26 protein-coding genes and 2 tRNA genes are annotated in these 26,131 nt (G+C 55.1%); 17 read left to right on the forward strand and 11 right to left on the reverse strand.

From position 1 onward, the window contains the following. Positions 1-73: 73 nt before the first annotated feature. Positions 74-4,039, reverse strand: a complete 3,966-nt coding sequence (gene putA / locus AC2TE5_RS08135; RefSeq protein ID WP_484612999.1) for a trifunctional transcriptional regulator/proline dehydrogenase/L-glutamate gamma-semialdehyde dehydrogenase — start codon at positions 4,037-4,039, stop codon at positions 74-76. A gap of 129 nt (positions 4,040-4,168) precedes the next feature. Here putA and AC2TE5_RS08140 point away from each other — a divergent pair, with 129 nt between their 5' ends. The 3 genes from AC2TE5_RS08140 (at position 4,169) to AC2TE5_RS08150 (ending at position 6,510) form a co-directional block, all read left to right on the forward strand. Continuing rightward, positions 4,169-4,408: a hypothetical protein gene (locus AC2TE5_RS08140; protein ID WP_484613000.1), complete on the forward strand. Its 240-nt coding sequence runs from the start codon at positions 4,169-4,171 to the stop codon at positions 4,406-4,408. A 54-nt stretch (positions 4,409-4,462) separates the two neighbouring features. Continuing rightward, entirely contained in the window at positions 4,463-5,974 is a 1,512-nt protein-coding gene (gene putP / locus AC2TE5_RS08145; protein WP_484613001.1) for a sodium/proline symporter PutP, read from the forward strand. Between the two features lie 116 nt (positions 5,975-6,090). Continuing rightward, a complete protein-coding gene (locus tag AC2TE5_RS08150; protein WP_032658073.1) occupies positions 6,091-6,510 on the forward strand; it encodes a DUF3574 domain-containing protein in 420 nt (139 codons plus the stop codon). An 81-nt stretch (positions 6,511-6,591) separates the two neighbouring features. On the opposite strand, the gene AC2TE5_RS08155 is transcribed toward AC2TE5_RS08150, so the two are convergent. Then, on the reverse strand, positions 6,592-7,776 hold the full coding sequence (locus tag AC2TE5_RS08155) for a NupC/NupG family nucleoside CNT transporter (RefSeq protein WP_045354577.1): 1,185 nt from the start codon (positions 7,774-7,776) through the stop codon (positions 6,592-6,594). Between the two features lie 251 nt (positions 7,777-8,027). On the opposite strand from AC2TE5_RS08155, the gene efeU reads away from it, so the two are divergent. The 4 genes from efeU (at position 8,028) to phoH (ending at position 12,606) form a co-directional block, all read left to right on the forward strand. Continuing rightward, on the forward strand, positions 8,028-8,861 hold the full coding sequence (efeU, locus tag AC2TE5_RS08160; protein WP_484613002.1) for an iron uptake transporter permease EfeU: 834 nt from the start codon (positions 8,028-8,030) through the stop codon (positions 8,859-8,861). Between the two features lie 40 nt (positions 8,862-8,901). Further along, complete coding sequence (gene efeO / locus AC2TE5_RS08165) at positions 8,902-10,029, forward strand: iron uptake system protein EfeO (RefSeq protein ID WP_484613003.1); 1,128 nt, start codon at positions 8,902-8,904, stop codon at positions 10,027-10,029. 5 nt (positions 10,030-10,034) lie between these two features. Beyond that, positions 10,035-11,318, forward strand: a complete 1,284-nt coding sequence (gene efeB, locus AC2TE5_RS08170) for an iron uptake transporter deferrochelatase/peroxidase subunit (RefSeq protein WP_331412669.1) — start codon at positions 10,035-10,037, stop codon at positions 11,316-11,318. Between the two features lie 499 nt (positions 11,319-11,817). Then, a complete protein-coding gene (phoH, locus tag AC2TE5_RS08175) occupies positions 11,818-12,606 on the forward strand; it encodes a phosphate starvation-inducible protein PhoH (RefSeq protein ID WP_008503509.1) in 789 nt (262 codons plus the stop codon). 370 nt (positions 12,607-12,976) lie between these two features. On the opposite strand, the gene AC2TE5_RS08180 is transcribed toward phoH, so the two are convergent. The 3 genes from AC2TE5_RS08180 to AC2TE5_RS08190 form a co-directional block, all read right to left on the reverse strand. Then, positions 12,977-13,064, reverse strand: a tRNA-Ser gene (locus tag AC2TE5_RS08180). Positions 13,065-13,201: 137 nt separating this feature from the next. Next, the gene (locus tag AC2TE5_RS08185) at positions 13,202-13,879 is read right to left on the reverse strand and encodes an isochorismatase family protein (RefSeq protein WP_032638688.1); all 678 of its coding nucleotides are present in this window, start codon (positions 13,877-13,879) and stop codon (positions 13,202-13,204) included. Between the two features lie 20 nt (positions 13,880-13,899). Beyond that, positions 13,900-14,760 (reverse strand): pirin family protein, encoded by an 861-nt coding sequence (locus tag AC2TE5_RS08190; RefSeq protein WP_213328281.1) that lies wholly within the window; start codon positions 14,758-14,760, stop codon positions 13,900-13,902. 109 nt (positions 14,761-14,869) lie between these two features. Between AC2TE5_RS08190 and AC2TE5_RS08195 the strand changes: the two genes are divergently transcribed. Beyond that, positions 14,870-15,775, forward strand: a complete 906-nt coding sequence (locus tag AC2TE5_RS08195; RefSeq protein ID WP_484613004.1) for a LysR family transcriptional regulator — start codon at positions 14,870-14,872, stop codon at positions 15,773-15,775. Between the two features lie 242 nt (positions 15,776-16,017). Here AC2TE5_RS08195 and AC2TE5_RS08200 read toward each other — a convergent pair. Beyond that, positions 16,018-16,105: transfer RNA gene (locus AC2TE5_RS08200), tRNA-Ser, on the reverse strand. 231 nt (positions 16,106-16,336) lie between these two features. Here AC2TE5_RS08200 and ghrA point away from each other — a divergent pair. From ghrA to AC2TE5_RS08220, 4 genes are all read left to right on the forward strand, one after another. After that, the gene (gene ghrA, locus AC2TE5_RS08205; protein WP_484613005.1) at positions 16,337-17,275 is read left to right on the forward strand and encodes a glyoxylate/hydroxypyruvate reductase GhrA; all 939 of its coding nucleotides are present in this window, start codon (positions 16,337-16,339) and stop codon (positions 17,273-17,275) included. Between the two features lie 84 nt (positions 17,276-17,359). After that, a complete protein-coding gene (locus tag AC2TE5_RS08210; protein ID WP_484613006.1) occupies positions 17,360-18,097 on the forward strand; it encodes a PHP domain-containing protein in 738 nt (245 codons plus the stop codon). Between the two features lie 20 nt (positions 18,098-18,117). Beyond that, positions 18,118-18,672, forward strand: a complete 555-nt coding sequence (locus AC2TE5_RS08215; RefSeq protein ID WP_213328277.1) for a TorD/DmsD family molecular chaperone — start codon at positions 18,118-18,120, stop codon at positions 18,670-18,672. Between the two features lie 96 nt (positions 18,673-18,768). After that, a complete protein-coding gene (locus tag AC2TE5_RS08220) occupies positions 18,769-19,251 on the forward strand; it encodes a DUF1097 domain-containing protein (protein ID WP_073961616.1) in 483 nt (160 codons plus the stop codon). Between the two features lie 43 nt (positions 19,252-19,294). Here AC2TE5_RS08220 and csgG read toward each other — a convergent pair whose 3' ends face one another. Genes csgG through csgD form a run of 4 tightly spaced genes read right to left on the reverse strand, consistent with a single transcriptional unit; the run spans position 19,295 to position 21,636 of the window. Continuing rightward, entirely contained in the window at positions 19,295-20,128 is an 834-nt protein-coding gene (csgG, locus tag AC2TE5_RS08225) for a curli production assembly/transport protein CsgG (protein ID WP_148243268.1), read from the reverse strand. 26 nt (positions 20,129-20,154) lie between these two features. Beyond that, entirely contained in the window at positions 20,155-20,568 is a 414-nt protein-coding gene (csgF, locus tag AC2TE5_RS08230; RefSeq protein ID WP_213328276.1) for a curli production assembly/transport protein CsgF, read from the reverse strand. A gap of 23 nt (positions 20,569-20,591) precedes the next feature. Next, on the reverse strand, positions 20,592-20,981 hold the full coding sequence (gene csgE / locus AC2TE5_RS08235; RefSeq protein WP_213328275.1) for a curli production assembly/transport protein CsgE: 390 nt from the start codon (positions 20,979-20,981) through the stop codon (positions 20,592-20,594). Positions 20,982-20,985: 4 nt separating this feature from the next. Further along, entirely contained in the window at positions 20,986-21,636 is a 651-nt protein-coding gene (gene csgD, locus AC2TE5_RS08240) for a biofilm master transcriptional regulator CsgD (protein WP_021240790.1), read from the reverse strand. 743 nt (positions 21,637-22,379) lie between these two features. Here csgD and csgB point away from each other — a divergent pair. The 5 genes from csgB (at position 22,380) to ymdB (ending at position 24,857) form a co-directional block, all read left to right on the forward strand. Next, positions 22,380-22,835 (forward strand): curli minor subunit CsgB, encoded by a 456-nt coding sequence (gene csgB, locus AC2TE5_RS08245; protein WP_213328274.1) that lies wholly within the window; start codon positions 22,380-22,382, stop codon positions 22,833-22,835. Between the two features lie 41 nt (positions 22,836-22,876). Then, on the forward strand, positions 22,877-23,329 hold the full coding sequence (gene csgA / locus AC2TE5_RS08250) for a curli major subunit CsgA (protein WP_213328273.1): 453 nt from the start codon (positions 22,877-22,879) through the stop codon (positions 23,327-23,329). Positions 23,330-23,390: 61 nt separating this feature from the next. Beyond that, positions 23,391-23,723, forward strand: coding sequence for a curli assembly chaperone CsgC (gene csgC / locus AC2TE5_RS08255; protein ID WP_032658052.1), 333 nt, complete (start codon positions 23,391-23,393; stop codon positions 23,721-23,723). A gap of 164 nt (positions 23,724-23,887) precedes the next feature. Beyond that, positions 23,888-24,208, forward strand: a complete 321-nt coding sequence (locus AC2TE5_RS08260) for a type 1 fimbrial protein (RefSeq protein ID WP_121425867.1) — start codon at positions 23,888-23,890, stop codon at positions 24,206-24,208. A 106-nt stretch (positions 24,209-24,314) separates the two neighbouring features. Then, positions 24,315-24,857, forward strand: coding sequence for an O-acetyl-ADP-ribose deacetylase (gene ymdB, locus AC2TE5_RS08265; protein WP_484613007.1), 543 nt, complete (start codon positions 24,315-24,317; stop codon positions 24,855-24,857). 33 nt (positions 24,858-24,890) lie between these two features. On the opposite strand, the gene mdoC is transcribed toward ymdB, so the two are convergent. Next, a complete protein-coding gene (mdoC, locus tag AC2TE5_RS08270; protein ID WP_121425869.1) occupies positions 24,891-26,030 on the reverse strand; it encodes a glucans biosynthesis protein MdoC in 1,140 nt (379 codons plus the stop codon). Positions 26,031-26,131 lie beyond the last annotated feature (101 nt).

Below are 26,131 nucleotides of genomic sequence, written 5' to 3' on the forward strand. Positions count from 1 at the left end.
CGCTGCGCTTATCCGGCCTGGGGTGATTTTGTAGCCCCGGTAAGCGTAGCGTCACCGGGGAGAGTTTACACGATTAACCGATGGTCATCAGGCTGGCGTTACCGCCTGCCGCCGCCGTGTTGACGCTGAGCGAGTGCTCCACGTACAGACGCTCCAGCAGCAGGTTGGTTTCACCGCGGGCGAAGCCCTGTACCGACACAATCGCTCCGCTGCGGGCTGCGACCTGCTCGCACAGTTCGCGCAGCTGGTCGGAATCACCGTGGTAAATTACGGCATCAAACGGCTGCGTCAGCAGCGCATCGGCCTTCGCGAAGTGAATGCGGGACGAGACCGCTTTCGGCAGCTGTTTGGCGAGATCGCGATGCAGCGCATCTTCCGGCCACAGCACTTCACACCCGGTTGCCATGGCGGCGGCCAGCTGCACCAGCGCGTCCTGCTCGTTATCGGCCACGCACAGCACGCGCTCGCGCGGCATCAGCGTCCAGGTGTTGCGCTCGCCGGTTGGCCCCGGCAGCAGACGCTGCGTGCCCGCCTGGGCCAGCTCGCCGTACTGCCGGGCAACGGCACGCAGTTCAGGACGTTTTTCCGCCCACGCGATCAGCGCCTCCAGCGGCTGCGTCAGCACGGCTTTCAGCTGCGCATCCACCGGATAGTCCGCATCCTGGCGTGCCAGGGTGACGCCCAGGGCGTTCTCCGGACGATTCGCCAGCAGACGGTACAGGTAAAGCGGACCGCCCGCTTTCGGACCGGTGCCGGAGAGGCCTTCGCCGCCAAACGGCTGTACGCCCACGACCGCGCCGACCATGTTGCGGTTGACGTACAGGTTGCCCACTTTGGCGCTGCCGGTCACCTGCGCGATAGTCTCGTCGATACGGGTATGCACGCCGAGCGTCAGTCCATAACCGGAGGCGTTGATCTGCTCAACGAGCTCGTTCAGGTTGTTACGGTTGTAGCGCACCACGTGAAGCACCGGGCCGAAGACCTCTTTTTTCAGCTCGTCGAAGCTTGCCAGCTCAATCAGCGTTGGCGGCACAAAGGTGCCGGTCCGCCATTCGCGGGTATCTTCGCTGTTTTCACGCACCGCCTGGAATACCGGACGGCCTTTCGCGCGCATGGTCTGAATGTGGTTTTCGATGTTGGCTTTGGCTTCCGCGTCGATCACCGGCCCGATGTCGGTGGTGAGACGGCCCGGGTTGCCCATGCGGCATTCGGCCATCGCGCCGCGCAGCATCTTCAGGGTGTGGTCCGCCACGTCGTCCTGCAGGCACAGCACGCGCAGGGCGGAGCAGCGCTGACCGGCGCTGTCGAACGCGGAGGCCAGCACGTCGACCACCACCTGCTCGGTGAGCGCGGAGGAATCAACGATCATGGCGTTCATCCCGCCGGTTTCCGCAATGAGCGGCGTAGGACGACCCTGCGCATCCAGACGGGTGGCAATGTTGCGCTGCAGCAGAGACGCCACTTCGGTCGAACCGGTAAACATCACGCCGCGCACGCGGTTGTCGGAAGTCAGTTTGGCGCCGACGGTTTCACCGCGGCCCGGCAGCAGCTGAACCACGCCAGCAGGCACGCCCGCTTCCAGAAGAATGTTGATGCCCTGCGCGGCAATCAGCGGGGTCTGCTCTGCCGGTTTTGCCAGCACGCTGTTGCCTGCGGCCAGGGCGGCGGCAATCTGGCCGGTGAAGATCGCCAGCGGGAAGTTCCACGGGCTGATACAGACGACCGGACCGAGCGGACGGTGGGTTTCGTTATCGAAATCATTGCGCACCTGGCCCGCGTAGTAGTGCAGGAAATCGACGGCCTCGCGCACTTCGGCAATGGCGTTGCTGAAGGTTTTACCCGCTTCGCGCACCAGAATGCCGATGAGCTGTTGCATCTGATCTTCCATCAGCACCGCTGCGCGTTCCAGAATCGCGGCGCGCTCCTGCGGCGGCGTGGCGAACCAGATAGGGGCGTTATTCACCGCGCTGTCCAGCGCCTGGTCCACTTCCGCTTCGGTGGCTTCACGCACGTAGCCGACGATATCTTTTGGCTCTGCCGGGTTAATGACCGGCTGCATGTCGCCGTCAGCTGCGGACTGCTCCAGAATTGGTTTAGCCTGCCACTTCTGCAGCGCGCTGTTGAGCAGGGCAGAGGAGAGCGATGCCAGACGGTGTTCGTTAGCGAGATCCAGACCCGCCGAGTTGACGCGGCCTTTGCCGTACAGCTCGCGCGGCAGGGCAATCTTCGGATGCGGCAGGCCAATCTGGCCTTCCTGCGCCGCCATCTTCTCAACGGCCTGCACCGGGTCGGCCACCAGCTCGTCGAGCGGCAGGGTGGTGTCGGCGATGCGGTTAACGAAGGAGGTATTCGCGCCGTTTTCCAGCAGACGACGCACCAGGTACGCCAGCAGGGTTTCGTGGGTGCCCACCGGAGCATAGATACGGCACGGGCGGTTCAGCTTGCCGTCCGCCACTTTACCGGTGACCTGCTCGTACAGCGGTTCACCCATGCCGTGCAGGCACTGGAACTCGTACTGGCCAGGGTAGTAGTTCTGCCCGGCCAGGCTGTAGATTGCCGCCAGGGTGTGGGCGTTGTGGGTCGCGAACTGCGGATAGATCAGGTTCGGCACGCCGAGCAGCTTTTTCGCACAGGCGAGGTAAGAGACGTCGGTGTAAACCTTGCGGGTGTACACCGGATAGCCTTCCAGCAGCCCGTCCATCTGGGCGCGTTTGATTTCGCTGTCCCAGTAGGCGCCTTTCACCAGACGGATCATCAGGCGACGACGGCTGCGGCTGGCCAGGTCAATCAGGTAATCAATGACGAACGGGCAGCGCTTCTGGTAGGCCTGGATAACGAAACCGATGCCGTTCCAGCCTGCCAGCTCCGGCTCGAAGCACAGTTTTTCCAGCAGATCGAGGGAGATCTCCAGACGGTCGGCCTCTTCGGCGTCAATGTTGATGCCGATGTCATACTGGCGCGCCAGCAGGGTCAGGGACTTCAGGCGCGGGTAGAGCTCTTCCATCACCCGGTCGTACTGCGCGCGGCTGTAGCGCGGGTGCAGGGCGGAGAGCTTGATGGAGATGCCCGGGCCTTCATAAATACCGCGACCGTTGGACGCTTTACCGATGGCGTGGATCGCCTGCTGGTAAGAGACCATGTAGGCCTGCGCGTCGGCGGCGGTCAGGGCCGCTTCGCCCAGCATGTCGTACGAGTAGCGGAAACCTTTATCTTCCAGCTTGCGGGCGTTCGCCAGCGCCTCGGCAATGGTTTCCCCGGTAACGAACTGCTCGCCCATCAGGCGCATCGCCATGTCCACGCCCTTGCGGATCAGCGGCTCGCCGCTCTTACCGATGATGCGGTTCAGGGAGCGGGAGAGGTTGGCTTCGTTATGGGTGGAAACCAGTTTGCCGGTAAACAGCAGGCCCCAGGTGGCCGCGTTGACGAACAGCGACGGGCTGCGGCCAATGTGGGAATGCCAGTTGCCGTTGCTGATCTTGTCGCGGATCAGCGCGTCGCGGGTGGCTTTATCCGGAATACGCAGCAGCGCTTCCGCGAGGCACATTAGCGCCACGCCTTCCTGAGACGAGAGGGAAAACTCCTGCAGCAGACCCTGAACCATCCCGGCGCGGCCGGTGGCGGTTTTCTGGTTGCGCAGCTTGTCGGCTAACTGATACGCCAGGCTATGCGCCTGTGCGGCAATGGCTTCCGGCAGGCGAGCCTGCTCCAGCAGCATCGGCACGGCGTCGGTTTCGGCACGGCGGTAGGCGCCGGTAATGGCGGCACGGCTGACTGACTGCGGCAGGATCTGCTCGGCAAACTCAAGGAACGGCTGATGGTTCTCGTCGCCAGCGGCGGGCGCCTCCTCGCTTTCGTTCGCCGCGCCGGCCAGCAGGGCAGGCAGCTCCGGCAGGCCCTCATCGCTCTCGAGTCTTTCGAGATAGTTAAAAATCGCCTGCTTAATTAACCAGTGCGGCGTGCGGTCAATGCGGGTTGCCGCGGTCTTAATCCGTTCGCGGGTGGCGTCATCCAGCTTAACCCCCATGGTGGTCATACCCATGCCAAAGCTCCTGTTGTTCTGTAATAGCGTTCTGTAGATAGCGTGAAATATCCCCCATGTTGCAACTTTGTGCAACCGTGTTAAATGTGACCTGGTTTGCAACCCGGAAAATGAATGGATTGTTAATGAATGGTTAGCTGGAAAAACGTGCTGGCTGCTTTACGTGAAGCCTGTTTTTATGCGGAAGTTAACACTTTTCAAAGGTGCAACCCGCAAAAGCGTGAGCGAGTGCAACCTACAGGAAACTTGTATCAAACCGGGGATGAAATTGATGTAAATGCAGTGTTAAATCGTTTGTCAGCGGAAGGCGCATACGGCAGGATAGCGCGCCCAACCGAAACACAAGATACATTCACCTCGTTCCGGTGATCATATAACAAGGCAGCCCGGACGGCTGTCGCTCGACATTTTTGGAGAATTTGAATGGCTATTAGCACACCGATGCTGGTGACATTTCTCGTTTATATTTTTGGCATGATCCTGATAGGGTTTTTGGCGTGGCGGTCAACGAAGAACTTTGACGACTACATTCTGGGCGGACGCAGTTTAGGCCCGATGGTGACCGCACTCTCTGCGGGCGCATCCGACATGAGCGGCTGGCTGCTGATGGGGCTGCCGGGCGCGATTTTCATCTCCGGTATTTCGGAAAGCTGGATCGCCATCGGCCTGACCGTCGGCGCGTGGATCAACTGGAAGCTGGTGGCAGGCCGTCTGCGCGTGCATACCGAGGCTAACAACAACGCCCTGACGCTGCCGGACTACTTCACCGGACGCTTTGAAGACAACAGCCGCATCCTGCGCATTATCTCCGCGGTGGTTATTCTGCTGTTCTTCACCATCTACTGTGCCTCCGGCATTGTGGCCGGCGCGCGTCTGTTCGAAAGCACCTTCGGCATGAGCTACGAAACCGCCCTGTGGGCCGGTGCAGCGGCGACCATCCTCTATACCTTCGTGGGCGGCTTCCTGGCCGTGAGCTGGACCGACACCGTGCAGGCGAGCCTGATGATCTTCGCCCTGATCCTGACCCCGGTGATTGTGATTTTCACCGTTGGCGGCTTTGCCGATTCGCTGGAAGTGATCAAGCAGAAAAGCATTGAAAACGTCGACATGCTGAAAGGGCTGAACTTCGTGGCCATCGTGTCGCTGATGGGCTGGGGCCTGGGCTACTGCTTCGGTCAGCCGCATATCCTGGCGCGCTTTATGGCGGCGGATTCTCACCACACCATCGTTCACGCCCGTCGCATCAGCATGACGTGGATGATCCTGTGCCTGGCGGGGGCGTGTGCGGTCGGCTTCTTCGGTATCGCGTACTTCAACAACAACCCGGCGCAGGCGGGCGCGGTGAACCAGAACGCCGAGCGCGTGTTCATCGAGCTGGCGCAAATTCTGTTTAACCCGTGGATTGCCGGTATTCTGCTCTCCGCGATCCTGGCGGCGGTGATGTCGACCCTGAGCTGCCAGCTGCTGGTCTGCTCAAGTGCGATCACCGAAGACCTCTACAAAGCTTTCCTGCGTAAAAACGCGAGCCAGAAAGAGCTGGTGTGGGTAGGGCGCTTTATGGTGCTGGTGGTGGCGCTGATTGCCATCGCGCTGGCGGCCAACCCGGAAAACCGCGTGCTGGGCCTGGTGAGCTACGCGTGGGCGGGCTTTGGTGCGGCGTTTGGTCCGGTGGTGCTGTTCTCCGTCATGTGGTCACGTATGACCCGTAACGGCGCGCTGGCGGGAATGATTATCGGTGCGCTGACCGTTATCGTCTGGAAACAGTTCGCGTGGCTGGGCCTGTACGAAATCATTCCAGGCTTCCTCTTCGGCAGCATCGGCATCGTGGTGTTCAGCCTGCTGGGTAAAGCGCCGTCTGCTTCTATGCAGAAACGCTTTGCTGAAGCCGACGCGCATTACCACTCCGCGCCGCCGTCTAAGCTGCAGCCGGAATAATTTTCCCACGTAACACCGTAGGCCGGGTAAGCGCTAGCGCTACCCGGCTTTTTTCTTGCCAAAATCCGTATTTTCCTGTGATATCCATGTGCTTATAACAATGAGGATAGCGAAGCATGACAATCAAAACAGGGTTAATGGCGGCGGCATTATTGATGCTGGCTGGCTGCAACGCGCCATCGCAACACGCAGCGGTAGAGACCTGCAAAGCGGATAACCAGATGCAGCAAACCACGCTCTATTTCGGCTTAAATCGACCTGCCGGGGCGCAGATCACCGGCAACGAGTGGCAGCAGTTTGTTGACCAGGACGTGACGCCGCGCTTTCGCGATGGCTTAACGGTATTTGATGCGCGCGGGCAGTGGCTGGGGAACGACGGGAAAGTGGCGCGTGAGCCGAGCAAAGCGTTGATGCTGATCCACGGTAAAGATGCGCAGAGCGAGAAGAACATCGAAGCGTTGCGCGGGATTTATAAATCACGCTTCGCGCAGGAGTCGGTGATGCGCGTCGACCAGCCGGTGTGCGTGCAGTTTTAATAAAAACGGCGGGATAACCCGCCGTTATTGTATCGTAGGCCCGTGCAAGCGAAGCGCCGCCGGGCACAAACGGCACAAAACTTACAACACCAACCCCGCAAAGCTCGCCGACAGCAGGCTCACCAGCGTCGCGCCGTACACCAGACGCAGACCAAACCGCGATACCACGTTCCCCTGCTGCTCGTTCAGGCCCTTAATCGCCCCGGCCACAATGCCGATGGAGGCGAAGTTCGCGAAGGATACCAGGAAGACGGACAAAATGCCCAGCCCGCGCGGGGACATCTGATGCGCGATTTTTTGCAGCTCAATCATCGCCACAAATTCATTCGCCACCAGCTTGGTCGCCATAATACTGCCCGCGTTCAGGGCGTCACTCAGCGGAATACCGATAAGCCATGCCAGCGGATAAAACACATAGCCCAAAATCTGCTGGAAGCTCATGCCAAATACGCTGGAGAAGAGGGCGTTAACGGCGCTAATAAGGGCGATAAAGCCAATCAGCATGGCCAGAATAATCATCGCCACTTTAAAACCGGCCAGAATATACTCGCCGAGCATTTCGAAGAAGCTCTGCGATTCGTGCAGTTTTTCCAGCTTGATATCCGGCTCCGCTTCCGGGCGCGCCGGGTTGATGACCGAGAGAATAATAAAGGTGCTGAACATGTTCAGAATCAGCGCCGCGACGACAAATTTGGCGTCGAGCATGGTCATATAGGCGCCGACAATCGACAGGGAGACCGTCGACATGGCCGTGGCCGCCATGGTGAAGAGACGACGAGAAGAGAGATCGCCCAGCACGCCCTTGTAGGCAATGAAGTTTTCCGACTGGCCGAGGATCAGCGAGCTCACCGCGTTAAAGGATTCCAGCTTGCCCATACCGTTCAGTTTTGACAGCAGCGTACCGATTACCCGAATAAAAATCGGCAGGATCCGCCAGTGCTGAAGAATACCAATCAGCGCGGAAATAAAAATAATTGGGCAAAGCACGCCGAGGAAAATGAACGCCAGCCCTTTTTCCCCCATTCCGCCAAAGACGAAATTGGTGCCTTCACCGGCAAATTTAAGCAGTGATTCAAAAAATCCCGAGACGTATTTAATCAGGAATAACCCGCTTTCAGCGTGCAGGAAAAAGAACGCCAGGGCAATTTCAATGACAATAAGCTGTAAAACATAACGAATGCGAATTTTTCGGCGGTCGAAACTCACCAGCCAGGCGAGCGCAAGAATAATCACCAGCGCCAGCAGGAAATGGACAATCTTAAACATGGTTTATTTTCAGTTGGTTTTTGAGGAGGATATTTAGCCACAGCGCTGGTTAACCGTAAATGGGCAATTTTATTATAACTTATAAACTTAACGGTAACGTCGGCAACTATTAACAGGCTTTGCGTTTACAACTCGTCATCAAAACACCGCACATTTCGCTTGTGTTTCTTTTCGCCGTAATGATAATCACTATCACAAGAATTTACCTTTCTTTGCATCAGTTGACCGCGATAAACATTTAAGGTGTCGGCATGTTTGTTCCATTTCTCATTATGTTACGTGAAGGGCTCGAAGCTGCCCTCATCGTGAGCCTCATCGCCAGTTATCTGAAGCGAACCCAGCGCGGACGCTGGATTGGCGTCATGTGGGTCGGGGTATTCCTTGCCGCGGCGCTCTGTCTGGGCCTCGGTATCCTCATCAACGAAACCACCGGGGAGTTCCCGCAGAAAGAGCAGGAGCTGTTCGAAGGGATCGTCGCCGTGATTGCGGTGGTGATCCTTACCTGGATGGTGTTCTGGATGCGTAAAGTCTCCCGCAACGTGAAGGTGCAGCTGGAACAGGCGGTGGATAACGCCCTGCAAAAGGGCAACAACCACGGCTGGGCGCTCATTATGATGGTCTTTTTCGCCGTCGCGCGTGAAGGCCTGGAGTCTGTTTTCTTCCTGCTGGCGGCGTTTCAGCAGGACGTGGGGATCTGGCCACCGCTGGGGGCCGTGCTGGGTCTTGCCACGGCCGTGGTGCTCGGTTTCCTGCTCTACTGGGGCGGTATTCGCCTGAACCTGGGCGCGTTCTTCAAATGGACCAGCCTGTTTATTCTGCTGGTGGCGGCAGGGCTGGCGGCAGGGGCGATACGCGCCTTCCACGAGGCGGGCCTGTGGAACCATTTCCAGGATGTGGCGTTCGATCTCAGCAACGTGCTCTCCACCCATTCTCTGACCGGCACTCTGCTTGAAGGCATCTTCGGCTATCAGGAAGCGCCGAGCGTCAGCGAAGTGGCGATGTACTTTATTTATCTGGTTCCGGCGCTGGTGCTGTTCGCAATGCCGCCGCGTACCGGCTCGCAGGCGTCGCGCGTTACGCCATAATTTTTGTTTTAGTTACAACATACTTTCAAAGGGAAGAGTCATGGCAATTCAGTTCCGTCGTAGTGCGTTATGCGCAGGCATTGCCGCGCTGTTCGCTTCCGCATTCTCCGCCTGGGGCGCGGATGTTCCTCAGGTTAAAGTCACCGTCAACGATAAGCAGTGCGAGCCGATGACCCTCACGGTGAACAGCGGCAAAACCCAGTTCATTATTCAGAACCACAGCCAGAAGGCGCTGGAGTGGGAGATCCTGAAAGGGGTTCTGGTGGTGGAGGAGCGTGAAAATATCGCCCCTGGCTTCAGCCAGAAGATGACCGCCAACCTGCAGCCGGGCGAGTATGAGATGACCTGCGGCCTGCTGACCAACCCTAAAGGGAAGCTGATCGTCAAAGGTGAAGCGACGGCCGATGCGGCGAAAGGCGCTGCGGTGCTGAGCCTGGGTGACGCGATCGCCGCGTATAAAGCCTATGTGACGAAAGAGACGGCGGACCTGGCGACGGCAACCAAAGCCTTTACCGATGCGGTGAAAGCCGGTGACATCGAAAAAGCGAAATCCCTCTATGCGCCAACCCGTCAGCACTACGAGCGTATCGAGCCGATTGCCGAGCTGTTCTCTGACCTGGATGGCAGCATTGATGCCCGCGAAGACGATTTCGAGCAGAAAGCTGCCGATCCGAAATTCACCGGTTTCCACCGTCTGGAGAAAGCCCTGTTTGGCGACAACTCCACCAAAGGGATGGAGAAATACGCCGAGCAGCTGAACGGCGACGTGCTGGAGCTGCAAAAGCGCATCAGCGAGCTGGCCTTCCCGCCGTCAAAAGTGGTGGGCGGCGCGGCCGGTCTGATTGAAGAAGTCGCCGCGAGTAAAATCAGCGGCGAAGAGGATCGCTACAGCCATACCGATCTGTGGGACTTCCAGGCCAACGTCGACGGCGCGCAGAAAATTGTCGAGCTGCTGCGACCTCAGCTGCAGAAAGATAACGGCGAACTGCTGGCCAAAGTGGATGCCAACTTCAAAAAAGTCGACGCCATTCTGGCGAAGTACCGTACCAAAGACGGGTTTGAAACCTACGACAAGCTGACCGATGCCGACCGTAACGCGCTGAAAGGCCCGATTACCGCCCTGGCGGAAGATCTCTCTCTGCTGCGTGGCGTACTGGGTCTGGACTAAGCACGATGAATAAGCATAGCGAGAACGACGTGGTTGAGCCTTCACGTCGTCGGTTGTTAAAAGGGGTAGGGGCGCTGGGGGGCGCCCTTGCGCTGGCCGGGGGCTGTCCGGTAGCGCATGCGGCGAAACCGCAAAGCGCGCCCGGCACGCTGTCACCCAATGCCCGCATGGAGACGCAGCCGTTTTATGGCGAGCATCAGTCGGGCATCCTGACGCCGCAGCAGGCGTCCATGATGCTGGTGGCCTTTGATTCGCTGGCCAGCGATAAAGCCGATTTGGCGCGTCTGTTCCGCCTGCTGACGACACGCATCGCGTTTCTTACCGCGGGCGGACCGGCGCCCGATACGCCGAACCCGCGCCTGCCGCCAATGGACTCCGGCATTCTGGGGCCGTTTATCGCCCCGGATAACCTGACCATTACCGTTTCGCTCGGTGAGTCGTTGTTTGACGCGCGCTACGGGCTGGCAAAACAGAAGCCGAAAGCGCTGCAGAAAATGACGCGTTTCCCGAATGACTCCCTCGACGCGGCGCTGTGCCACGGCGACCTGCTTCTGCAAATTTGTGCCAATACCCAGGACACGGTGATCCACGCCCTGCGCGATATTATCAAGCACACGCCGGATCTGCTGAGCGTGCGCTGGAAGCGGGAAGGGTTTATCTCGGACCACGCCGCCCGAAGCAAAGGCAAAGAGACCCCGGTTAACCTGCTGGGCTTTAAGGACGGTACGGCCAACCCGGACAGCAGCGATGCGGCGTTGATGAAAGACGTGGTATGGGTGACGGCAGATCAGGGCGAACCGGCGTGGGCGGTGGGCGGCAGCTATCAGGCGGTGCGCATTATCCAGTTCCACGTGGAGTTCTGGGACCGCACGCCGCTGAAAGAGCAGCAGACGATCTTTGGTCGGGATAAGCAAAGCGGGGCACCGCTCGGCATGAAGAACGAGCACGACGTGCCTGACTACGCCAGCGATCCCAATGGCGATACCATCGCGCTGGACAGCCACATTCGTCTGGCCAATCCGCGCACCAAAGAGACGCAGTCCAGCCTGATGATGCGTCGGGGCTACAGCTATTCGCTGGGCGTGACCAACTCCGGCCAGCTCGATATGGGGCTGCTGTTTGTCTGCTATCAGCACGATCTGGAAAAAGGCTTCCTGACCGTACAGAAGCGGCTCAACGGCGAAGCGCTGGAAGAGTATATAAAACCTATCGGGGGCGGCTATTTCTTTGCCCTGCCGGGCGTGCGCGACAGCAACGCGTACCTCGCACAAGGTCTTATTGAGGCCTGATAATCGTCCCTGCGACAGTTCGCGGGGACATTATTTTTTCATATGACTATCTTCCTGTTATATTTCTGTAATATTTCTATATGAGACTGATTCCACCTGTAGGGACAGTCTTAAAAGTTGCATTCAGGTAAAATAAATGTTGCATTTATGATAACTCCTGATGTACTTAAGATAAGACAGCGGTAGTTCCCGGCAGTGATGCTGAATCACTATGGAGATCGCGAATGGTTGCGTCCTGTACTGGACAAGGTAAACATAACAACCGCAGCACCCGGCGCGGAGGCTCAGACTCCGGCAGCGATTTCCTCACCACTAAATTCTCCCCCTTCCTCAAGAATCTGATTCGACCGACGTGCAGAACGGTGCGCGTAGCTGTTCCGTATCGTCATCCGATAAAGCAAGCAATGGCTTACAAGGAAGCCAACCCTCTGATGTTCGTGCGCATAATCGTGCCGAAGCTGGCGCGTGTGATGAATACCAACAACTCAAGGTGCTATCCATGGGAAGACAAAAAGCAGTGATCAAAGCTCGTCGCGAAGCAAAACGTGTGCTGAGACGGGATTCACGTAGCCATAAACAGCGTGAAGAAGAATCGGTCACCTCGCTTGTGCAGATGAGTGGCGTAGAAGCAATTGGCATGGCCCGAGACAGCCGTGATAATTCTCCAATTGTGGCGCGCAATGAGGCTCAGGCGCACTACCTGAATGCTATCGAGAGTAAACAGCTCATCTTTGCAACCGGTGAAGCCGGATGCGGGAAAACCTGGATTAGTGCAGCCAAAGCGGCGGAAGCATTGATCCATAAGGACGTGGAGAGAATTATTGTTACCCGTCCGGTACTGCAGGCTGATGAAGATCTCGGCTTCTTGCCCGGAGATATTTCGGAGAAGTTTGCCCCGTACTTCAGGCCCGTCTATGACGTGCTGGTGAAGCGACTGGGTGCATCCTTCATGCAGTACTGCCTGCGACCAGAGATTGGCAAGGTGGAAATCGCGCCGTTCGCCTATATGCGCGGACGTACATTTGAAAATGCGGTCGTCATTCTTGACGAGGCTCAGAACGTGACCGCTGCGCAAATGAAGATGTTTTTAACGCGCCTCGGGGAGAACGTGACGGTTATCGTTAACGGCGATATTACCCAGTGTGACCTGCCATCCGGCGTGAAATCCGGGCTGAGCGACGCCATGTCACGTTTTGAGGAAGATGAGATGATTGGGGTGGTACGCTTCACCAAAGATGACTGCGTGCGCTCCGCGCTCTGCCAGCGCACGCTGCAAGCGTATTATTGAGTTTGCTGTTGTGTTCAAGGCCCGGGAAACCGGGCTTTGTTTTTTGTGCATTTTATTCCCTCTCCCTTGGGGAGAGGGTTAGGGTGAGGGGCTCGGGCCGCATTGAGTTGCATATAGCACCGGGGGGGATTGACTCGCTTCGCTCGCGGTTACTCGGCCCATCCATGGGCCTCGCCCCTTTGGGGCCAACGCAGGCGTTGTTCAAAAACGCTCCCGGCGTTTTTGTGCGGGCAGCCTGTTCGCTTCGCTCTCAGTCTGTCCAACTGGCTGTCGCCAGTTGTCGAACCCCGGTCGGGGATTCTCATCCCCCCAGAGGTGTGCAACATGCAAAAAAAAAGCCCGCATTTTCATGCGAGCTCTTCTTTAAATATGGCGGTGAGGGGGGGATTCGAACCCCCGATACGTTGCCGTATACACACTTTCCAGGCGTGCTCCTTCAGCCACTCGGACACCTCACCATATTGTTTTGCTGCCTGACCGCTTGGGGGGCAACGGGGCGCTACTATAGGGAGTTGCGCTAAAACGGTCAAGCAGATTTTCTGTATTCGTGCTCGTTCGGTTAAGCCTTAATCAGCTCTTGCCGAAGCACGGGTTATTAACGCTGTGAATCGAGCACTTCGCTGTTTTTAACCACTTCCTGTGCTTTGCCGTAGCTTTCGATCAACAGCTGATATGCCGGGAAGATGTGGGTGTAAACCTCAGCCCACTCGGCCGCGTCCTCACGGTTCCAGGTTCGCTGGATCTCAGAGGCCACCGCTGCCGTATCCATCGGAACCACACCGGCCTGCACCACGCGCGCCAGGGTGATCTCCTGCGCCATCTTGCTGTAGGTGCCGGAGGCATCAATCACCGCAAACACTTTATACCCGTCCGCCACCGCGCTGATTGACGGGAAGGCCATGCAGACGCTGGTGATCGTGCCCGCGATAATCAACGTCTTGCGTCCGGTCGCTTTCACCGCGGCCACGAACTCCGGGTTATCCCAGGCGTTGATCTCACCTTTACGGGCAACATATTGCGCATGCGGCGCGTTGGCGTGGATCTCCGGGATAAGCGGTCCGTTCGGTCCCTGTGGGACGGACGCGGTGGTGATCACCGGGATCTTCGCCAGGGTCGCGATTTTTGCCAGCGCAGCCGCACGGGCACGCAGTTCAGGCATTGGCATATCTCCAACGGTCTGGAACAGGCCGCTCTGGTGATCGATAAGCAACATCACCGCATCGTTCACATCAATAACCGGACGAGTGCCGTTAAAATTCGCAGGTGTAGACATGTTCTTCTCCTTTATTACGTTCAGATCTGGCCGAAGCGGCCGGAGTTGAAATCACGAATGGCTTCGTTGATTTCGCTTTTACTGTTCATCACAAACGGGCCATAGCCCACGATGGGTTCATTCAGCGGCTCGCCGGCCATCAGCAGCACTTTTGCATCGCTGTTCGCCTCCAGGTGCAGTTTGTCGCCTTCCTGACTCAGTACGACCAGCTGGGCTTCACCTGCCTGCGCTGTGCCGTTCACCGTGATGTTGCCTTCAAGCACGACCAGCGCGGTGCTCCAGCCTTCGGGCTGATTGAGCGTCAGATGGCTTCCCTGGTTCAGCGCGATGTCCCAGACGTTCAGCGGTGAGAAGGTGTGCGCCGGGCCGGTAACCTCGTCGTAGCGACCGGCAATCACCCGCAGGGTGCCGCTGTTATCCGGTAGCGTCACAACCGGGATATCGCTTTTGGTGATGCTCTGGTAGCCCGGTGCCGCCATTTTGTCTTTCGCCGGAAGGTTGACCCAGAGCTGCATCATTTTCAGCTCTCCGCCTTTCTGCGAGAACGCGCTGGAGTGGAACTCCTCATGCAAAATGCCTGCGCCAGCAGTCATCCACTGCACGTCGCCGGGGCCAATAACGCCGCCTTTGCCCGTGGAGTCGCGATGCTCCACTTCACCGGAATAGACGATGGTGACCGTTTCAAAACCCCGGTGAGGGTGTTGGCCTACGCCGCGTTTTGCCCCATCTGCCGGAAAGGTGTACGGGCCCGCGTAGTCCAGCAGCAGGAACGGACTCAGCGGCTCGCCGTGGGTTTGGTAAGAAAACATCGAACGAACCGGGAACCCATCGCCAACCCAGTGCTGACGCGGAGCGGTATAAACGCCTGTTACGTTTTTCATGATTAACTCCTGATGTTCTGTTGATGTAATTAGCTTATATTCAGAGTTAATATCCCGGTAGATAGTGAAAATGGCATTCACTGTTCTTAAAATGGAACGATGAGGGTTTATGCAGGATCTCAATGACTTCGTCTGGTTTGTAAAGGTGGTGGACTACGGTGGCTTTGCGGCGGCGGGAAGGGCGCTCGACCAACCCAAGTCCAAACTGAGCCGCAGGATCGCGCAGCTGGAGGAGCGGCTTGGCGTACGGTTGATACAGCGCACTACGCGGCAGTTTACGGTGACGGAAGTGGGGCAGACTTTCTATCAGCACTGTAAGGCAATGCTGATAGAAGCAGAAGCGGCAGAAGAGGCCGTTGCTGCGCTGCAGGCTGAGCCGCGCGGCGTCGTCAGGATCACCTGTCCCGTCACGTTACTGCACGTCCACGTGGGACCGATGCTGGCGCGGTTTATGGCGCGCTACCCCGGGATTAATCTCCAGCTTGAGGCCACCAATCGTCGGGTCGATCTTGTTGGCGAAGGCATTGATGTGGCGATCCGCGTGCGTCCGCGTCCGTTTGATGACAGCGATCTGGTCTTAAGGGTGCTGGCTGACAGGGGGCACTGCCTGGTGGCGAGTCCGCAGTTGATTGAACGTATGGGTAAACCTCGAATGCCTTCTGAGCTCAGTGAATGGCCTGGCTTAAGTATGGGGGCCGGTAAACAGGTGCATAAATGGGAACTCAGCGGTCCAGCGGGGGCGAAAGCGGAGATCCACTACGCACCGCGCTTTATTACCACCGACATGCTGGCACTGCGGGAAGCGGCGATGGCGGGCGTGGGCGTTGTACAGCTGCCGATATTGATGGTGAAGGATCAGCTTGCGTCAGGGGAACTGGTACGGGTGCTGGACGCGTGGGAACCCCGACGGGAAGTGATTCACGCGGTTTATCCTTCACGGCGCGGCATGCTGCCGTCGGTCAGGACGCTGGTGGATTTTCTTACCGAAGAGTATGCGCGGATGGTGGAAGAGTAACACTTCCCTCTCCCCTGGGGAGAGGGGCAGGGTGAGGGGCTCAGGCCGCATTGAGCTGCATATAGCACCGGGGGGGATTGACTCGCTTCGCTCGCCCTGCGGGCAGCCTGTTCGCTTCGCTCTCAGTCTGTCCAACTGGCTGTCGCCAGTTGTCGAACCCCGGTCGGGGATTCTCACCCCCCCAGAGGTGTGCAACATGCAAAAAAAAAGCCCGCATTTTCATGCGAGCTCTTCTTTAAATATGGCGGTGAGGGGGGGATTCGAACCCCCGATACGTTGCCGTATACACACTTTCCAGGCGTGCTCCTTCAGCCACTCGGACACCTCACCATATTGTCTCCCGTTGTTGCCGGGACGGGCGCTAATGTAAGGAAAAGCCGAACTGCCGTCAACTCACTTTTTCAGTAATTTAGCGCGTTTAGACAAACTTCAAGCAACCTGACTCCTAAATGTGCACAAAGCGCCTCTTTTATCAGCAACGCGGTTTCCTGATAAATTTGTTATGCTGGCAATCCACTTGAAAACGAAAACAAAACAGCGCAATAAAAGGCAGGAATGACCATGGATATTCTCTTCTATCACCCTACATTTGATACCGCTTACTGGATTGACGCACTTTCGGCGGCGCTGCCCGGCGCACGCGTTCGCGAGTGGAAGCGTGGCGATAATGAACATGCCGACTATGCGCTGGTCTGGCATCCTCCGGTAGAAATGCTCCAGGGGCGTAAACTGAAGGCGGTTTTCGCCCTGGGCGCGGGCGTTGATTCCATTCTCAGTAAACTGAAAGCGCATCCAGAAATGCTGCCGGAAGAGATCCCCCTGTTCCGCCTGGAAGATACCGGAATGGGCCAGCAAATGCAGGAATATGCCGTGAGCCGGGTGCTGCACTGGTTCCGCCGCTTCGACGACTATCAGGCCTTTAAACAGCAGGCCCACTGGGAGCCGCTGCCGGATTATCGACATGAAGATTTTACCGTCGGGATCCTCGGCGCGGGTGTGCTCGGCTCAAAAGTGGCAGAAGCGCTCGCCCCGTGGGGCTTCCCGCTGCGCTGCTGGAGCCGCAGCCGCAAGGACTATCCGGGCGTTGAGAGCTTTGCCGGAACGGATGAGCTTCCTGCATTCCTGAAAGGAACACGCGTGCTTATCAACCTGCTGCCGAATACCGCCGAAACGGTGGGCATTATCAATAGCACTCTCCTGAACCAGTTAGCCGAGCAGAGCTACTTGATGAACCTGGCGCGCGGGGTCCATGTCGTGGAAGGCGATCTGCTGAAGGCGCTGGACAGCGGAAAGCTAAAAGGCGCCATGCTGGATGTCTATAGCCGTGAGCCGCTGCCCGCGGAAAGCCCGCTGTGGGCGCACCCGCGCGTGGCGATGACCCCGCACGTGGCTGCCGTAACGCGTCCGGCAGAAGCGGTGGCGTATATCTCCCACACCATCAGCGAAATGGAAAAGGGTCACGCGGTCACCGGACAGGTCGACAGACAGCGCGGCTACTGAGAGAAACCCGGCGTTCGCCGGGTTTTTGCTAATATTCGCCGCTGATAACTGCTATCCTTTGGAAAAACCGCAGAGGAGAAAGAGATGTATCCCGTTGACCTGCATATGCACACCGTCGCCAGCACCCACGCGTACAGCAACCTCCATGATTATATCGCCCAGGCGAAGCTTAAAGGTATTAAGCTGTTCGCGATCACCGATCATGGCCCGGACATGGCGGATGCGCCGCACTACTGGCATTTTGTGAATATGCGGATCTGGCCACGTCTGGTGGACGGCATTGGGATACTGCGCGGCATTGAGGCGAACATCAAAAATATCGACGGTGAGATCGACTGCACCGGCCCGATGCTGACGTCACTTGATCTTATTCTCGCCGGTTTCCATGAGCCGGTTTTCCCACCTCAGGATAAAGACACCAATACCGCGGCGATGATTGCCACCATTGCCAGCGGCAATGTGCACATTATCAGCCACCCCGGCAATCCGAGGTACCCGATTGATATTCAGGCTGTCGCGCAGGCGGCAGCGAAACATCGCGTGGCGCTGGAGATTAATAACTCCTCCTTTGTTCACTCGCGTAAGGGCAGTGAAGCTAACTGTCGCGCCGTGGCGGCCGCCGTGCGTGATGCGGGTGGCATGGTGGCGTTGGGCTCGGACTCTCATACCGCGTTTACGCTGGGTGATTTCAGCGAATGCCTGAAAGTGCTGAATGATGTTAACTTCCCGGAAGCGCAAATCCTGAACGTGACCCCACGCCGCATGCTCGATTTCCTCGAGTCGCGCGGAATGGAGCCGATTGCCGAATTTGCCGATCTTTAATTGTGTAATGGAATAAAAAAATGAATGAGTTCTCCATCCTCTGCCGCGTGTTGGGTACGCTCTATTATCGCCAGCCGCAAGATCCGCTGCTGGTGCCGCTCTTTACGTTAATTCGTGAAGGTAAGCTGGCGCAGAACTGGCCGCTGGAACAGGATGATTTACTGGAGCGTCTGCAAAAAAGCTGCGACATGCAGCAGATTGCGACGGACTACAATGCGCTGTTCGTCGGCGATGAGTGCCGCGTTTCGCCATACCGTTCAGCCTGGCAGGACGGGGCAACGGAAGCGGAAGTCCGTGCGTTCCTCTCCACGCGCGGTATGCCGCTGAGCGATACGCCAGCCGATCATATCGGTACGCTGCTGCTGGCGGCGTCCTGGATCGAAGACAACGCCGGTGATGATGAGAACGAAGCCATCGGAACCTTGTTCGAAACGTACCTGCTGCCGTGGGTCGGGACATTCCTGGGTAAAGTTGAAGCGCATGCCACCTCGCCATTCTGGAGAACGCTGGCACCGCTGACCCGCGACGCTATCGCGGCAATGTGGGATGAGCTGGAAGAAGAGAACGAAGAGTGATTTAGGTCACATAAATTCTGCAACTCAACATTCCAATTTGCACGTAATGTGCTGCCGATCTCATTTCTATGGTGCGCTTCTGCTAAGATGCGCGCCATGAACATATTACTTTGTATCGCAATTACGACAGGTATTCTCTCCGGGCTCTGGGGATGGGTGGCCGTGTCTCTCGGATTGCTCAGCTGGGCCGGGTTCCTCGGCTGTACCGCCTATTTCGCCTGTCCGCAGGGGGGAGTCAAAGGGCTCTTTATCTCAGGCTGCACGCTGATGAGCGGTGTTATCTGGGCGCTGGTGATCATGAAAGGCAGCGCGCTGGCGCCGCATCTGGAAATCCTGGGATACGTCATGACGGGTGTCGTCGCCTTTTTAATGTGCATCCAGGCTAAGCATCTGCTGCTTTCATTTGTGCCGGGAACCTTTATGGGGGCGTGCGCGACCTTTGCAGGGCAGGGGGACTGGAAGCTGGTAGTCCCCTCGCTGGCGCTGGGGCTGCTGTTTGGCTATGCCATGAAAAACAGCGGACTATGGCTGGCATCGCGGCGGGAAAAAGCGCAAAACATCACGGCAGTGAGCGAATAAAAAAAGGCGAGATAATCATCTCGCCTTTTTTATGCGCTTCCTGTCAGGATTCCGGAGGGACTGACATATCGCGGTATTTCACCAGTATCGGGTTCTGCACGTCTGCTTTGTTTTGCAGATCCCACAGCCCGCGGTCTATACCGTCGTTAATTAAGTAGATCACGCCGGTTTCAATGGCTGACATCAGACACATCATGACCGGCTCGTTAGAGGTGTAGCCGATTTCACCTTCCAGCAAACGCTGGTAATCGATGAAGCGGAATACCCCAGCCTGAACTTCATAAGACAGAATGGTTTTGCTGGTGTTCACCGAAGAGAGCACTTCGCCTGTACTGACGTTAACCACACGCAGGTTAACGGCGATTTGGTCGAGCTGATACTGGGTATCCGCACCGATACCGAAGTAACGTGCTCCCGCACCACCCGATTTAACGTTACTTTCGTAGCCGATAATCGATCCTTCAATCATTACGTTCGCTGCCGCCAGAGATTGCAGTGGTGTCCGGTTATTGTCCGCAACGGTGCCATTTTCCTGGGCGGCACGAATGATTTTGCGTTCATTCAACAGGTTCTGTAGCCCCTGACGTTCCAGCGGAATAAACCAGTGCGAATCCTTGAGCGCGGTAACCAGCATGGCGGTGGCGCTTTGCGGCACGGCCGTGGAGAAGTTACTTGCCGGGTAAGGTTTGAATTGCCCGGTTTCATCCTGAATGTTGTATACGGAGACAAATATTTTCCCCGTAGGTGAAGGTAAATGCGTTAAATCACGATAACTTTGGGCCCGAGGCATTAATGTTGGTTTTGCAGCTTCTTTAGGTGGAGCAGTTAAACAACCGCTCAATAAGCACACTGCAACAAATATCAGGAAGCGCTGCATGATTGTTGTCCTTATTTCGTTGTTGTTTAGAAGTTAGTTGAATCGTTTTGTAGACCGGAAACCTGAATGGTGGAGATTCTTCCGGTTTTACGATCGGTCACGTTCAACTGAAGCTGTCCATCCGTGTTGGCGATATCAACGATAAAGTCGTTGGTCACCATCCGCCCGGGTTTACCGGTATTAATGTTGGTTAATAACCCACCTAAAATCTGCGACTGGATGGCCTGCGTGAAGTTATCCAGTGCCGACGGGGTATCAACGCTAAAATTCTTTAAGCTGGGGTCTTTATAGGAGTTTTGCGCCTGAGCTTCATTCAGCAGGAACGCGCCGTTGTTAGGGTTACCGCCAAAGTTAGGGTTACGGAACTGAAACGTCATGTTTCCGGCCCAGCTGATGGGTGTTATCAGCATTATCGAAACAACTGCATATGCAATACGCATGACAGCCTCCGCATATCGGTTCGCTAGAACTCGTCTTTTGCTAAATCGCTGGTGCTTAATAGGGCTTTATCTATTTGCAGGCGATTAATAGCGTCTTCTGATTGTGCCAGTGCTAAGACTACGTTTTTATCGAAGTCCATTTTGGTCGGGAATAAAAACGTTTGATAAATAACGTACTGATTAGCCGTTATTGTTATCCAACTTCCCCATCGTGCACTGGGCCGCTCGTTAATTGTTATATTACCCGTGTATGTACTTTCCCATTTGTCACTGAAGGCACGGTAAAAACTGTGCCCGACCGATGAGACAGTATGGTCTGTTAACAATCCGGGAACTTCGACCTCGACGGCCTTCAGATTCCCAGCAGCGAGCAGGAAACTCGCTGCGGCGATCCAACTCAACGTGCGCTTCATGTGATTAACGCCTGAGGTTATCGTTTGCCCACGAAACCGCCTGAGTTCGGTTTTTCACAGCTATCTTCTTGAAAAGATTATAAAGGTGCGTCTTTACCGTATTTTCGCTGATAAATAACGAACGGGCGATTTCAATATTTGAAGCACCAATGCGTAACTTATTCAGGATCTCTTTCTCACGGTGCGTGAGCAGTGCTGACTCTGAACTGTTATAGCGATAATTTCCGGAGTGCGTGATGAGATAGCTGGCAAGCTTTTGCGAAAAATAACACTCTCCGCGCAATATACCTTGCAGCCCCTCTACCACCCGGTCTTCTTCTTCCGTGACGTAGAACACGCCATTGATATGCGGCCAGCTTTCAATATCTCTGAAAGGATATTCATCAGGCGTATTCAACAATAGCACGCGGATATTATTGTTTTTCCTGCTTAAAATATCCTGCCAGTAATGGATAAGCTTTTTATCAGCTTCCATCATATCGAAAAGAATGATGCTGCCAGGTGCAATATCATCAAAAGAACGTTGAATATTATGCAATTTCCCGTTCAGTGATAAAGATTGCTTTAAATGTTGTAATAACGCTGTCGCTTGCAAAGAAGGTTTTGTGATCAACAGTAATGTATGACCATGTAAACTATGGACTTCATTATACATGATGAAACCCCACTTTTTTTTGGCACCTGGCAGCTGTCCTCCTGTTTAAAAGAGGACACCAGAAGTACTGACAGATGTTGCACTGCTGTGTGTAGAATCAGACCATAACCTCCACAGGGAGGTAAATATAAAACCAATTTCGTACATCTAATTTCAATCTAGCTTTTACGAAGTTTAAAGCAAGTGTTAAACATGTAACAGGATGTAAAAATCAATATTAATTTGTGAAATTCGATTGTTTGGAATGGCAATAAATGATGAGAAAGTTGTACACGTAAATAGAGGTGCACAGTTTTTAAAAATCATACAAATATTTTTAATGAATTGATTTTTAAGGTTATTTATTATTTTAAAGAAGCGATAATTAAGTATGAGTTTCAGATAATTTCTAAGCCCACGAATGAGTGACTGTCTGGCTTAAGAAAAGAGGCTCCGTGTCACGCGATGAGAAAAATGTTCTCCTGCCGTTACGTTTAAACAACCCGGGAGGAAGCGTGGACAGCCTTTCTCTCGTTGTACAACCCTTTCGCAGCACACCTTTAATAAAAAATATAAGCTGGCCTGATTACAGTGATTTTTGACATAAATTACGACTTTGTGGTGATCCGATAAATAAAAATAAGCCGCGCGGGTGAGATATTTAAAATGTTTCAGCGGACATACTCTTCACCGTAACGACGCGTTAACACCATACGAGCCGTTTAAATATGGAGTAATTAAATAGCCAGGTCCAGGGTGACAACATGAAAACCACATCGTTAATTGTGATGTTTACATTACTGGGTGCGCCTGGATTTGTAGCCGCAGCGAATTCAGATTTGGCAAATTCTGAATATAACTTTGCGGCTAACGAATTAAGTCTTTCATCATTAAATCAGGCAGCCATTATTGGTCAACGGGGCGTTTTCAATGATGCTCAGGTTCGCCAGGAAGGTTCAAAACTCTTATCCATTGTTTCCCAGGATGGGGTAGGCAACAGAGCGAGAGTCGATCAATCAGGGAGTTACAATATAGCCTGGATCGATCAGAGCGGTAACGCGAATGATGCAGGTATTACGCAAGATGGATACGGTAATAGTGCGAAAATTATCCAACAAGGGTCGGGTAATAGAGCAAACATTACGCAGTACGGTACGCAGAAAAACGCAGTTGTAGTGCAGAAACAGTCGCAAATGGCGATTAACGTTATTCAACATTAGTGCTTTCGCGACGACTTTAATCAATCCGACGGGGGTTTACCATGAAATTTATCAAAGTGGCAGCGCTTGCAGCAATCGTAGTTTCTGGTAGTGCTATGGCTGGTCTGATTAATCAGGATGGCTGGGGTCATGGGCATGGTCATGGCGGATACGGTGGCCCAAATTCAACCCTGAATATTTATCAGAACGGTGGCGGTAACTCCGCGGTTGCCCTGCAGACAGACGCCAGAAATTCCGTGCTGAATATTAGCCAGACAGGTGGCGGTAACGGTGCTGACGTTGGTCAGGGTTCTGATGACAGTAAAATCAACCTGACCCAGAAAGGATTTGGCAACAGTGCAACACTTGATCAGTGGAACAGTAAAAAATCCGTCATGAATGTTAGCCAGTCCGGCGGCTTTAACGGTGCACTGGTAGACCAGACTGCGTCCAACTCTACTGTCAACGTTACCCAGATCGGTTTTGGTAACCACGCGACAGCTCATCAGTACTGATACTGAAATCTGTGCTACAAAAAAACAGGGCATCAGCCCTGTTTTTTTTCGGGAGTTCATCATGAATACCTTAATTCTCCTCGCCGCGCTTTCCAGCCAGATAACCTTCAAAACGTCACAGCAGGAAAATATGACCACCATTATTCCGCAGGTCACTCTGGCGCAATCGTGTGATTGTCAGGTTCAGATTGTTTCTCTGCGAGAAGGGCAGGGGGGGCAAAGTTCTTCCCGACAGCAAAACACACTTTTTATACCCGCTAATCAGACGATTGATTTAATGCGCCTGAGTTTAAATATTAGCGCGGGGGACACGGTAAAAATCGTTGTCACCGTTTCAGACGGTAAATCGCTGCATTTATCACAACAGTGGTCGCCAGCGGAACGCTCGCTCTAAACATTCATGAAATCAATATGTTGCGAATGTGGCGGGTCTGTGCCGTTGAGCTATGCTGATATCAGGGACCAGGTCGTTATGTTCCGTAACGTGAAACTTCGTTTGCCGTAATAAATGAAGCGCGTTTACCCCTCATGGACGATTTTCATTGAGGAGTACCTATAATGAACAACTATTTTGCTCGACTCGCGGCAGGTCTGGGTCTGGTCGTTTCTGCTTTGAGTATCCCGGCTTATTCGGCCACGGTTGTTGACGGTGGTGTCATTCATTTCCGCGGTGCCATTGTCGCAGACCCCTGTGAAGTCACTCCCCAGAAGCAACAGTTTGCAATGTCATGTCCAAACAATAACCGTATGCAAACGCGTATGGTCAGCTACGAAGAGGCGCTTAACGGTAAAGTGAGCGACTCAAGCCTGGCGACGCTCAATATGAAATACCTTAATCCTGAAAAAACGCTCGCGGTTGTCGAAATCCAGTATCGCTAGTGCGCGTTCTTCCGCCCTGCGGTGGAAGAGGATTTTTTCTGATAGTTTTTTCTCCCGGTCTCCTCTGCGATACACTTAAGAAAATGGCGGGTTGCAGAGGGGCTTTATGAAACCGCAAATTGACATTATTCATGGCGATATTACGACAATGCACGTCGACGTTATCGTCAATGCGGCCAATCCATCCCTGATGGGGGGAGGCGGCGTGGACGGGGCAATCCACCGGGCTGCCGGACCGCAGCTGCTGGAAGCCTGTAAAACCGTGCGGCAACAGCAGGGCGAATGTCCTCCCGGTCACGCGGTGATTACGCTTGCGGGCAATCTGCCTGCCAGAGCGGTTATTCATGCCGTAGGGCCCGTCTGGCATGGCGGGGACCAGCACGAAGCGAGTATTCTGGAAGAGGCTTACCGGAACTGTCTGCGGCTGTCCGCCGACAACGGCTATAAAACGATGGCGTTTCCGGCCATCAGTACCGGCGTGTATGGTTACCCTAAGGCCGCCGCCGCAACGATCGCCGTAGAAACCGTTTATCGCTATCTGTCGTTAAAACCGCTGCCGGAGAAAGTGACTTTTGTCTGTTTTGACGAGGACACCCTGCATCTGTATCAGCGGCTTCTGACTCAGCGCAGACAAGAGCTGGAAAGCTGAAGCAAACGCGGCGCATCGGGTGCGCCGCGCGGTTTATGAGGCTTTCGCCGGTGGTTTTCCTGAAAAGAGGAAACGCAGGAGCGGGATCCGCAGATGGATCTCGTAGAGCACGATCGCCACCCCCACCACAAACACCAGCCCGGTAAAGAAGCCCAGCGTGTTGGAGGCGATGTGCGGTGTGATGTAAGCCCCGAAGAAAAGCGTCAGCGGGTGATGCACCAGATAGATAAACAGCGAAGCATTAACGAAATAGGTCACGCGGCTGGACTTAAAGTTCAGCAAACGGTGGCCCAGCGCGAATACCACGTTCACCATCCACAGGCCCAGCAGCATAGTGATCACGCTTTCCGTTTCATACATCCAGGCGTCGCCGCTGCCGTAACGCTGATTCAGCAGATAGGCCGCGAACGCGAGCGTGGCTCCCAGCGCGCACCACGGTGACGGGGTGACAAACAGCGATTTAAGCTTCGGATGAATAAAGGCGAGCGCCCCGATTAAAAAGAACGGAATGTAGAACAGCGACTGCATCACCACAAAATTAAATAACCCGTCGCTCAAAATCGGCGGGTAAACGATAAGCAGGGTCCGTCGCACGGCGGCATAGGCAATCCCCAACAGCAAGAAGAGCACTGACAGTTTGCCCATCGTAACGTTGGCGAAAAAGGTGTCGGCTTTCGTACTCAGATGGCGGCGCAGGCGGCTGAAAATCAACAGACTCACCGTCGTGAGCACCACCAGGACCAGCAGGAACCACAGGTGAGATACCAGCTCCCAGACCAGCGTATTGTACTTTTCATACAGCGTCAGATTCGGCCAGTTCTCCGCCTTGCCCTTCACGTACTGCAACATAATGAACTGAGGCAGCGTCAGCAGCGGAATTGCGGTCAGCATGGGGATCCCCACGCGCTCTACGCGCACTTTCCACCAGCGCTTGAGCGGGTATCGCAGAAACAGCATGTAAGAGAAATAGCCGGATATGACAAAAAACACCTGCATACGGAAGGCGTGAATAAAGTCATTAAACAGCGTCAGCCACCAGGAGGGCATCTGGCTATTCACGTGCCAGGTGTGGCTGGAGTAAATCAGTGAAATGTGAAAGGGGATCCCCAATAGCATCAGCCATGCCCGGATCGAGTCGAGGAAATATTCCCGTTGTATTGGTGTTGTGCTCATATAACGTTGTGCATTCTCAGACTTTTCGCCTTATCCCTAAGACTCATAATGGTTACATTCGAAGCCAACCCTACACCAAGACCGACACCCTGTCTCCAGGA

The organism is Enterobacter sp. N5-15, assembly GCF_057221635.1.

Coding starts and splice junctions, on each gene's coding strand:
- AC2TE5_RS08260 (WP_121425867.1), top strand. CDS start 23,888: ATGAACAACTATTTTGCTCGACTCGCGGCAGGTCTGGGTCTGGTCGTT.
- efeU (WP_484613002.1), top strand. CDS start 8,028: ATGTTTGTTCCATTTCTCATTATGTTACGTGAAGGGCTCGAAGCTGCC.
- csgD (WP_021240790.1), bottom strand. CDS start 21,636: ATGTATAATGAAGTCCATAGTTTACATGGTCATACATTACTGTTGATC.
- AC2TE5_RS08140 (WP_484613000.1), top strand. CDS start 4,169: ATGGTTAGCTGGAAAAACGTGCTGGCTGCTTTACGTGAAGCCTGTTTT.
- AC2TE5_RS08195 (WP_484613004.1), top strand. CDS start 14,870: ATGCAGGATCTCAATGACTTCGTCTGGTTTGTAAAGGTGGTGGACTAC.
- ghrA (WP_484613005.1), top strand. CDS start 16,337: ATGGATATTCTCTTCTATCACCCTACATTTGATACCGCTTACTGGATT.
- csgB (WP_213328274.1), top strand. CDS start 22,380: ATGAAAACCACATCGTTAATTGTGATGTTTACATTACTGGGTGCGCCT.
- mdoC (WP_121425869.1), bottom strand. CDS start 26,030: ATGAGCACAACACCAATACAACGGGAATATTTCCTCGACTCGATCCGG.
- AC2TE5_RS08220 (WP_073961616.1), top strand. CDS start 18,769: ATGAACATATTACTTTGTATCGCAATTACGACAGGTATTCTCTCCGGG.
- csgE (WP_213328275.1), bottom strand. CDS start 20,981: ATGAAGCGCACGTTGAGTTGGATCGCCGCAGCGAGTTTCCTGCTCGCT.
- csgC (WP_032658052.1), top strand. CDS start 23,391: ATGAATACCTTAATTCTCCTCGCCGCGCTTTCCAGCCAGATAACCTTC.
- AC2TE5_RS08155 (WP_045354577.1), bottom strand. CDS start 7,776: ATGTTTAAGATTGTCCATTTCCTGCTGGCGCTGGTGATTATTCTTGCG.
- efeB (WP_331412669.1), top strand. CDS start 10,035: ATGAATAAGCATAGCGAGAACGACGTGGTTGAGCCTTCACGTCGTCGG.
- csgG (WP_148243268.1), bottom strand. CDS start 20,128: ATGCAGCGCTTCCTGATATTTGTTGCAGTGTGCTTATTGAGCGGTTGT.
- putP (WP_484613001.1), top strand. CDS start 4,463: ATGGCTATTAGCACACCGATGCTGGTGACATTTCTCGTTTATATTTTT.
- AC2TE5_RS08185 (WP_032638688.1), bottom strand. CDS start 13,879: ATGTCTACACCTGCGAATTTTAACGGCACTCGTCCGGTTATTGATGTG.
- csgF (WP_213328276.1), bottom strand. CDS start 20,568: ATGCGTATTGCATATGCAGTTGTTTCGATAATGCTGATAACACCCATC.
- ymdB (WP_484613007.1), top strand. CDS start 24,315: ATGAAACCGCAAATTGACATTATTCATGGCGATATTACGACAATGCAC.
- putA (WP_484612999.1), bottom strand. CDS start 4,039: ATGGGTATGACCACCATGGGGGTTAAGCTGGATGACGCCACCCGCGAA.
- efeO (WP_484613003.1), top strand. CDS start 8,902: ATGGCAATTCAGTTCCGTCGTAGTGCGTTATGCGCAGGCATTGCCGCG.
- AC2TE5_RS08190 (WP_213328281.1), bottom strand. CDS start 14,760: ATGAAAAACGTAACAGGCGTTTATACCGCTCCGCGTCAGCACTGGGTT.
- AC2TE5_RS08150 (WP_032658073.1), top strand. CDS start 6,091: ATGACAATCAAAACAGGGTTAATGGCGGCGGCATTATTGATGCTGGCT.
- phoH (WP_008503509.1), top strand. CDS start 11,818: ATGGGAAGACAAAAAGCAGTGATCAAAGCTCGTCGCGAAGCAAAACGT.
- AC2TE5_RS08210 (WP_484613006.1), top strand. CDS start 17,360: ATGTATCCCGTTGACCTGCATATGCACACCGTCGCCAGCACCCACGCG.
- AC2TE5_RS08215 (WP_213328277.1), top strand. CDS start 18,118: ATGAATGAGTTCTCCATCCTCTGCCGCGTGTTGGGTACGCTCTATTAT.
- csgA (WP_213328273.1), top strand. CDS start 22,877: ATGAAATTTATCAAAGTGGCAGCGCTTGCAGCAATCGTAGTTTCTGGT.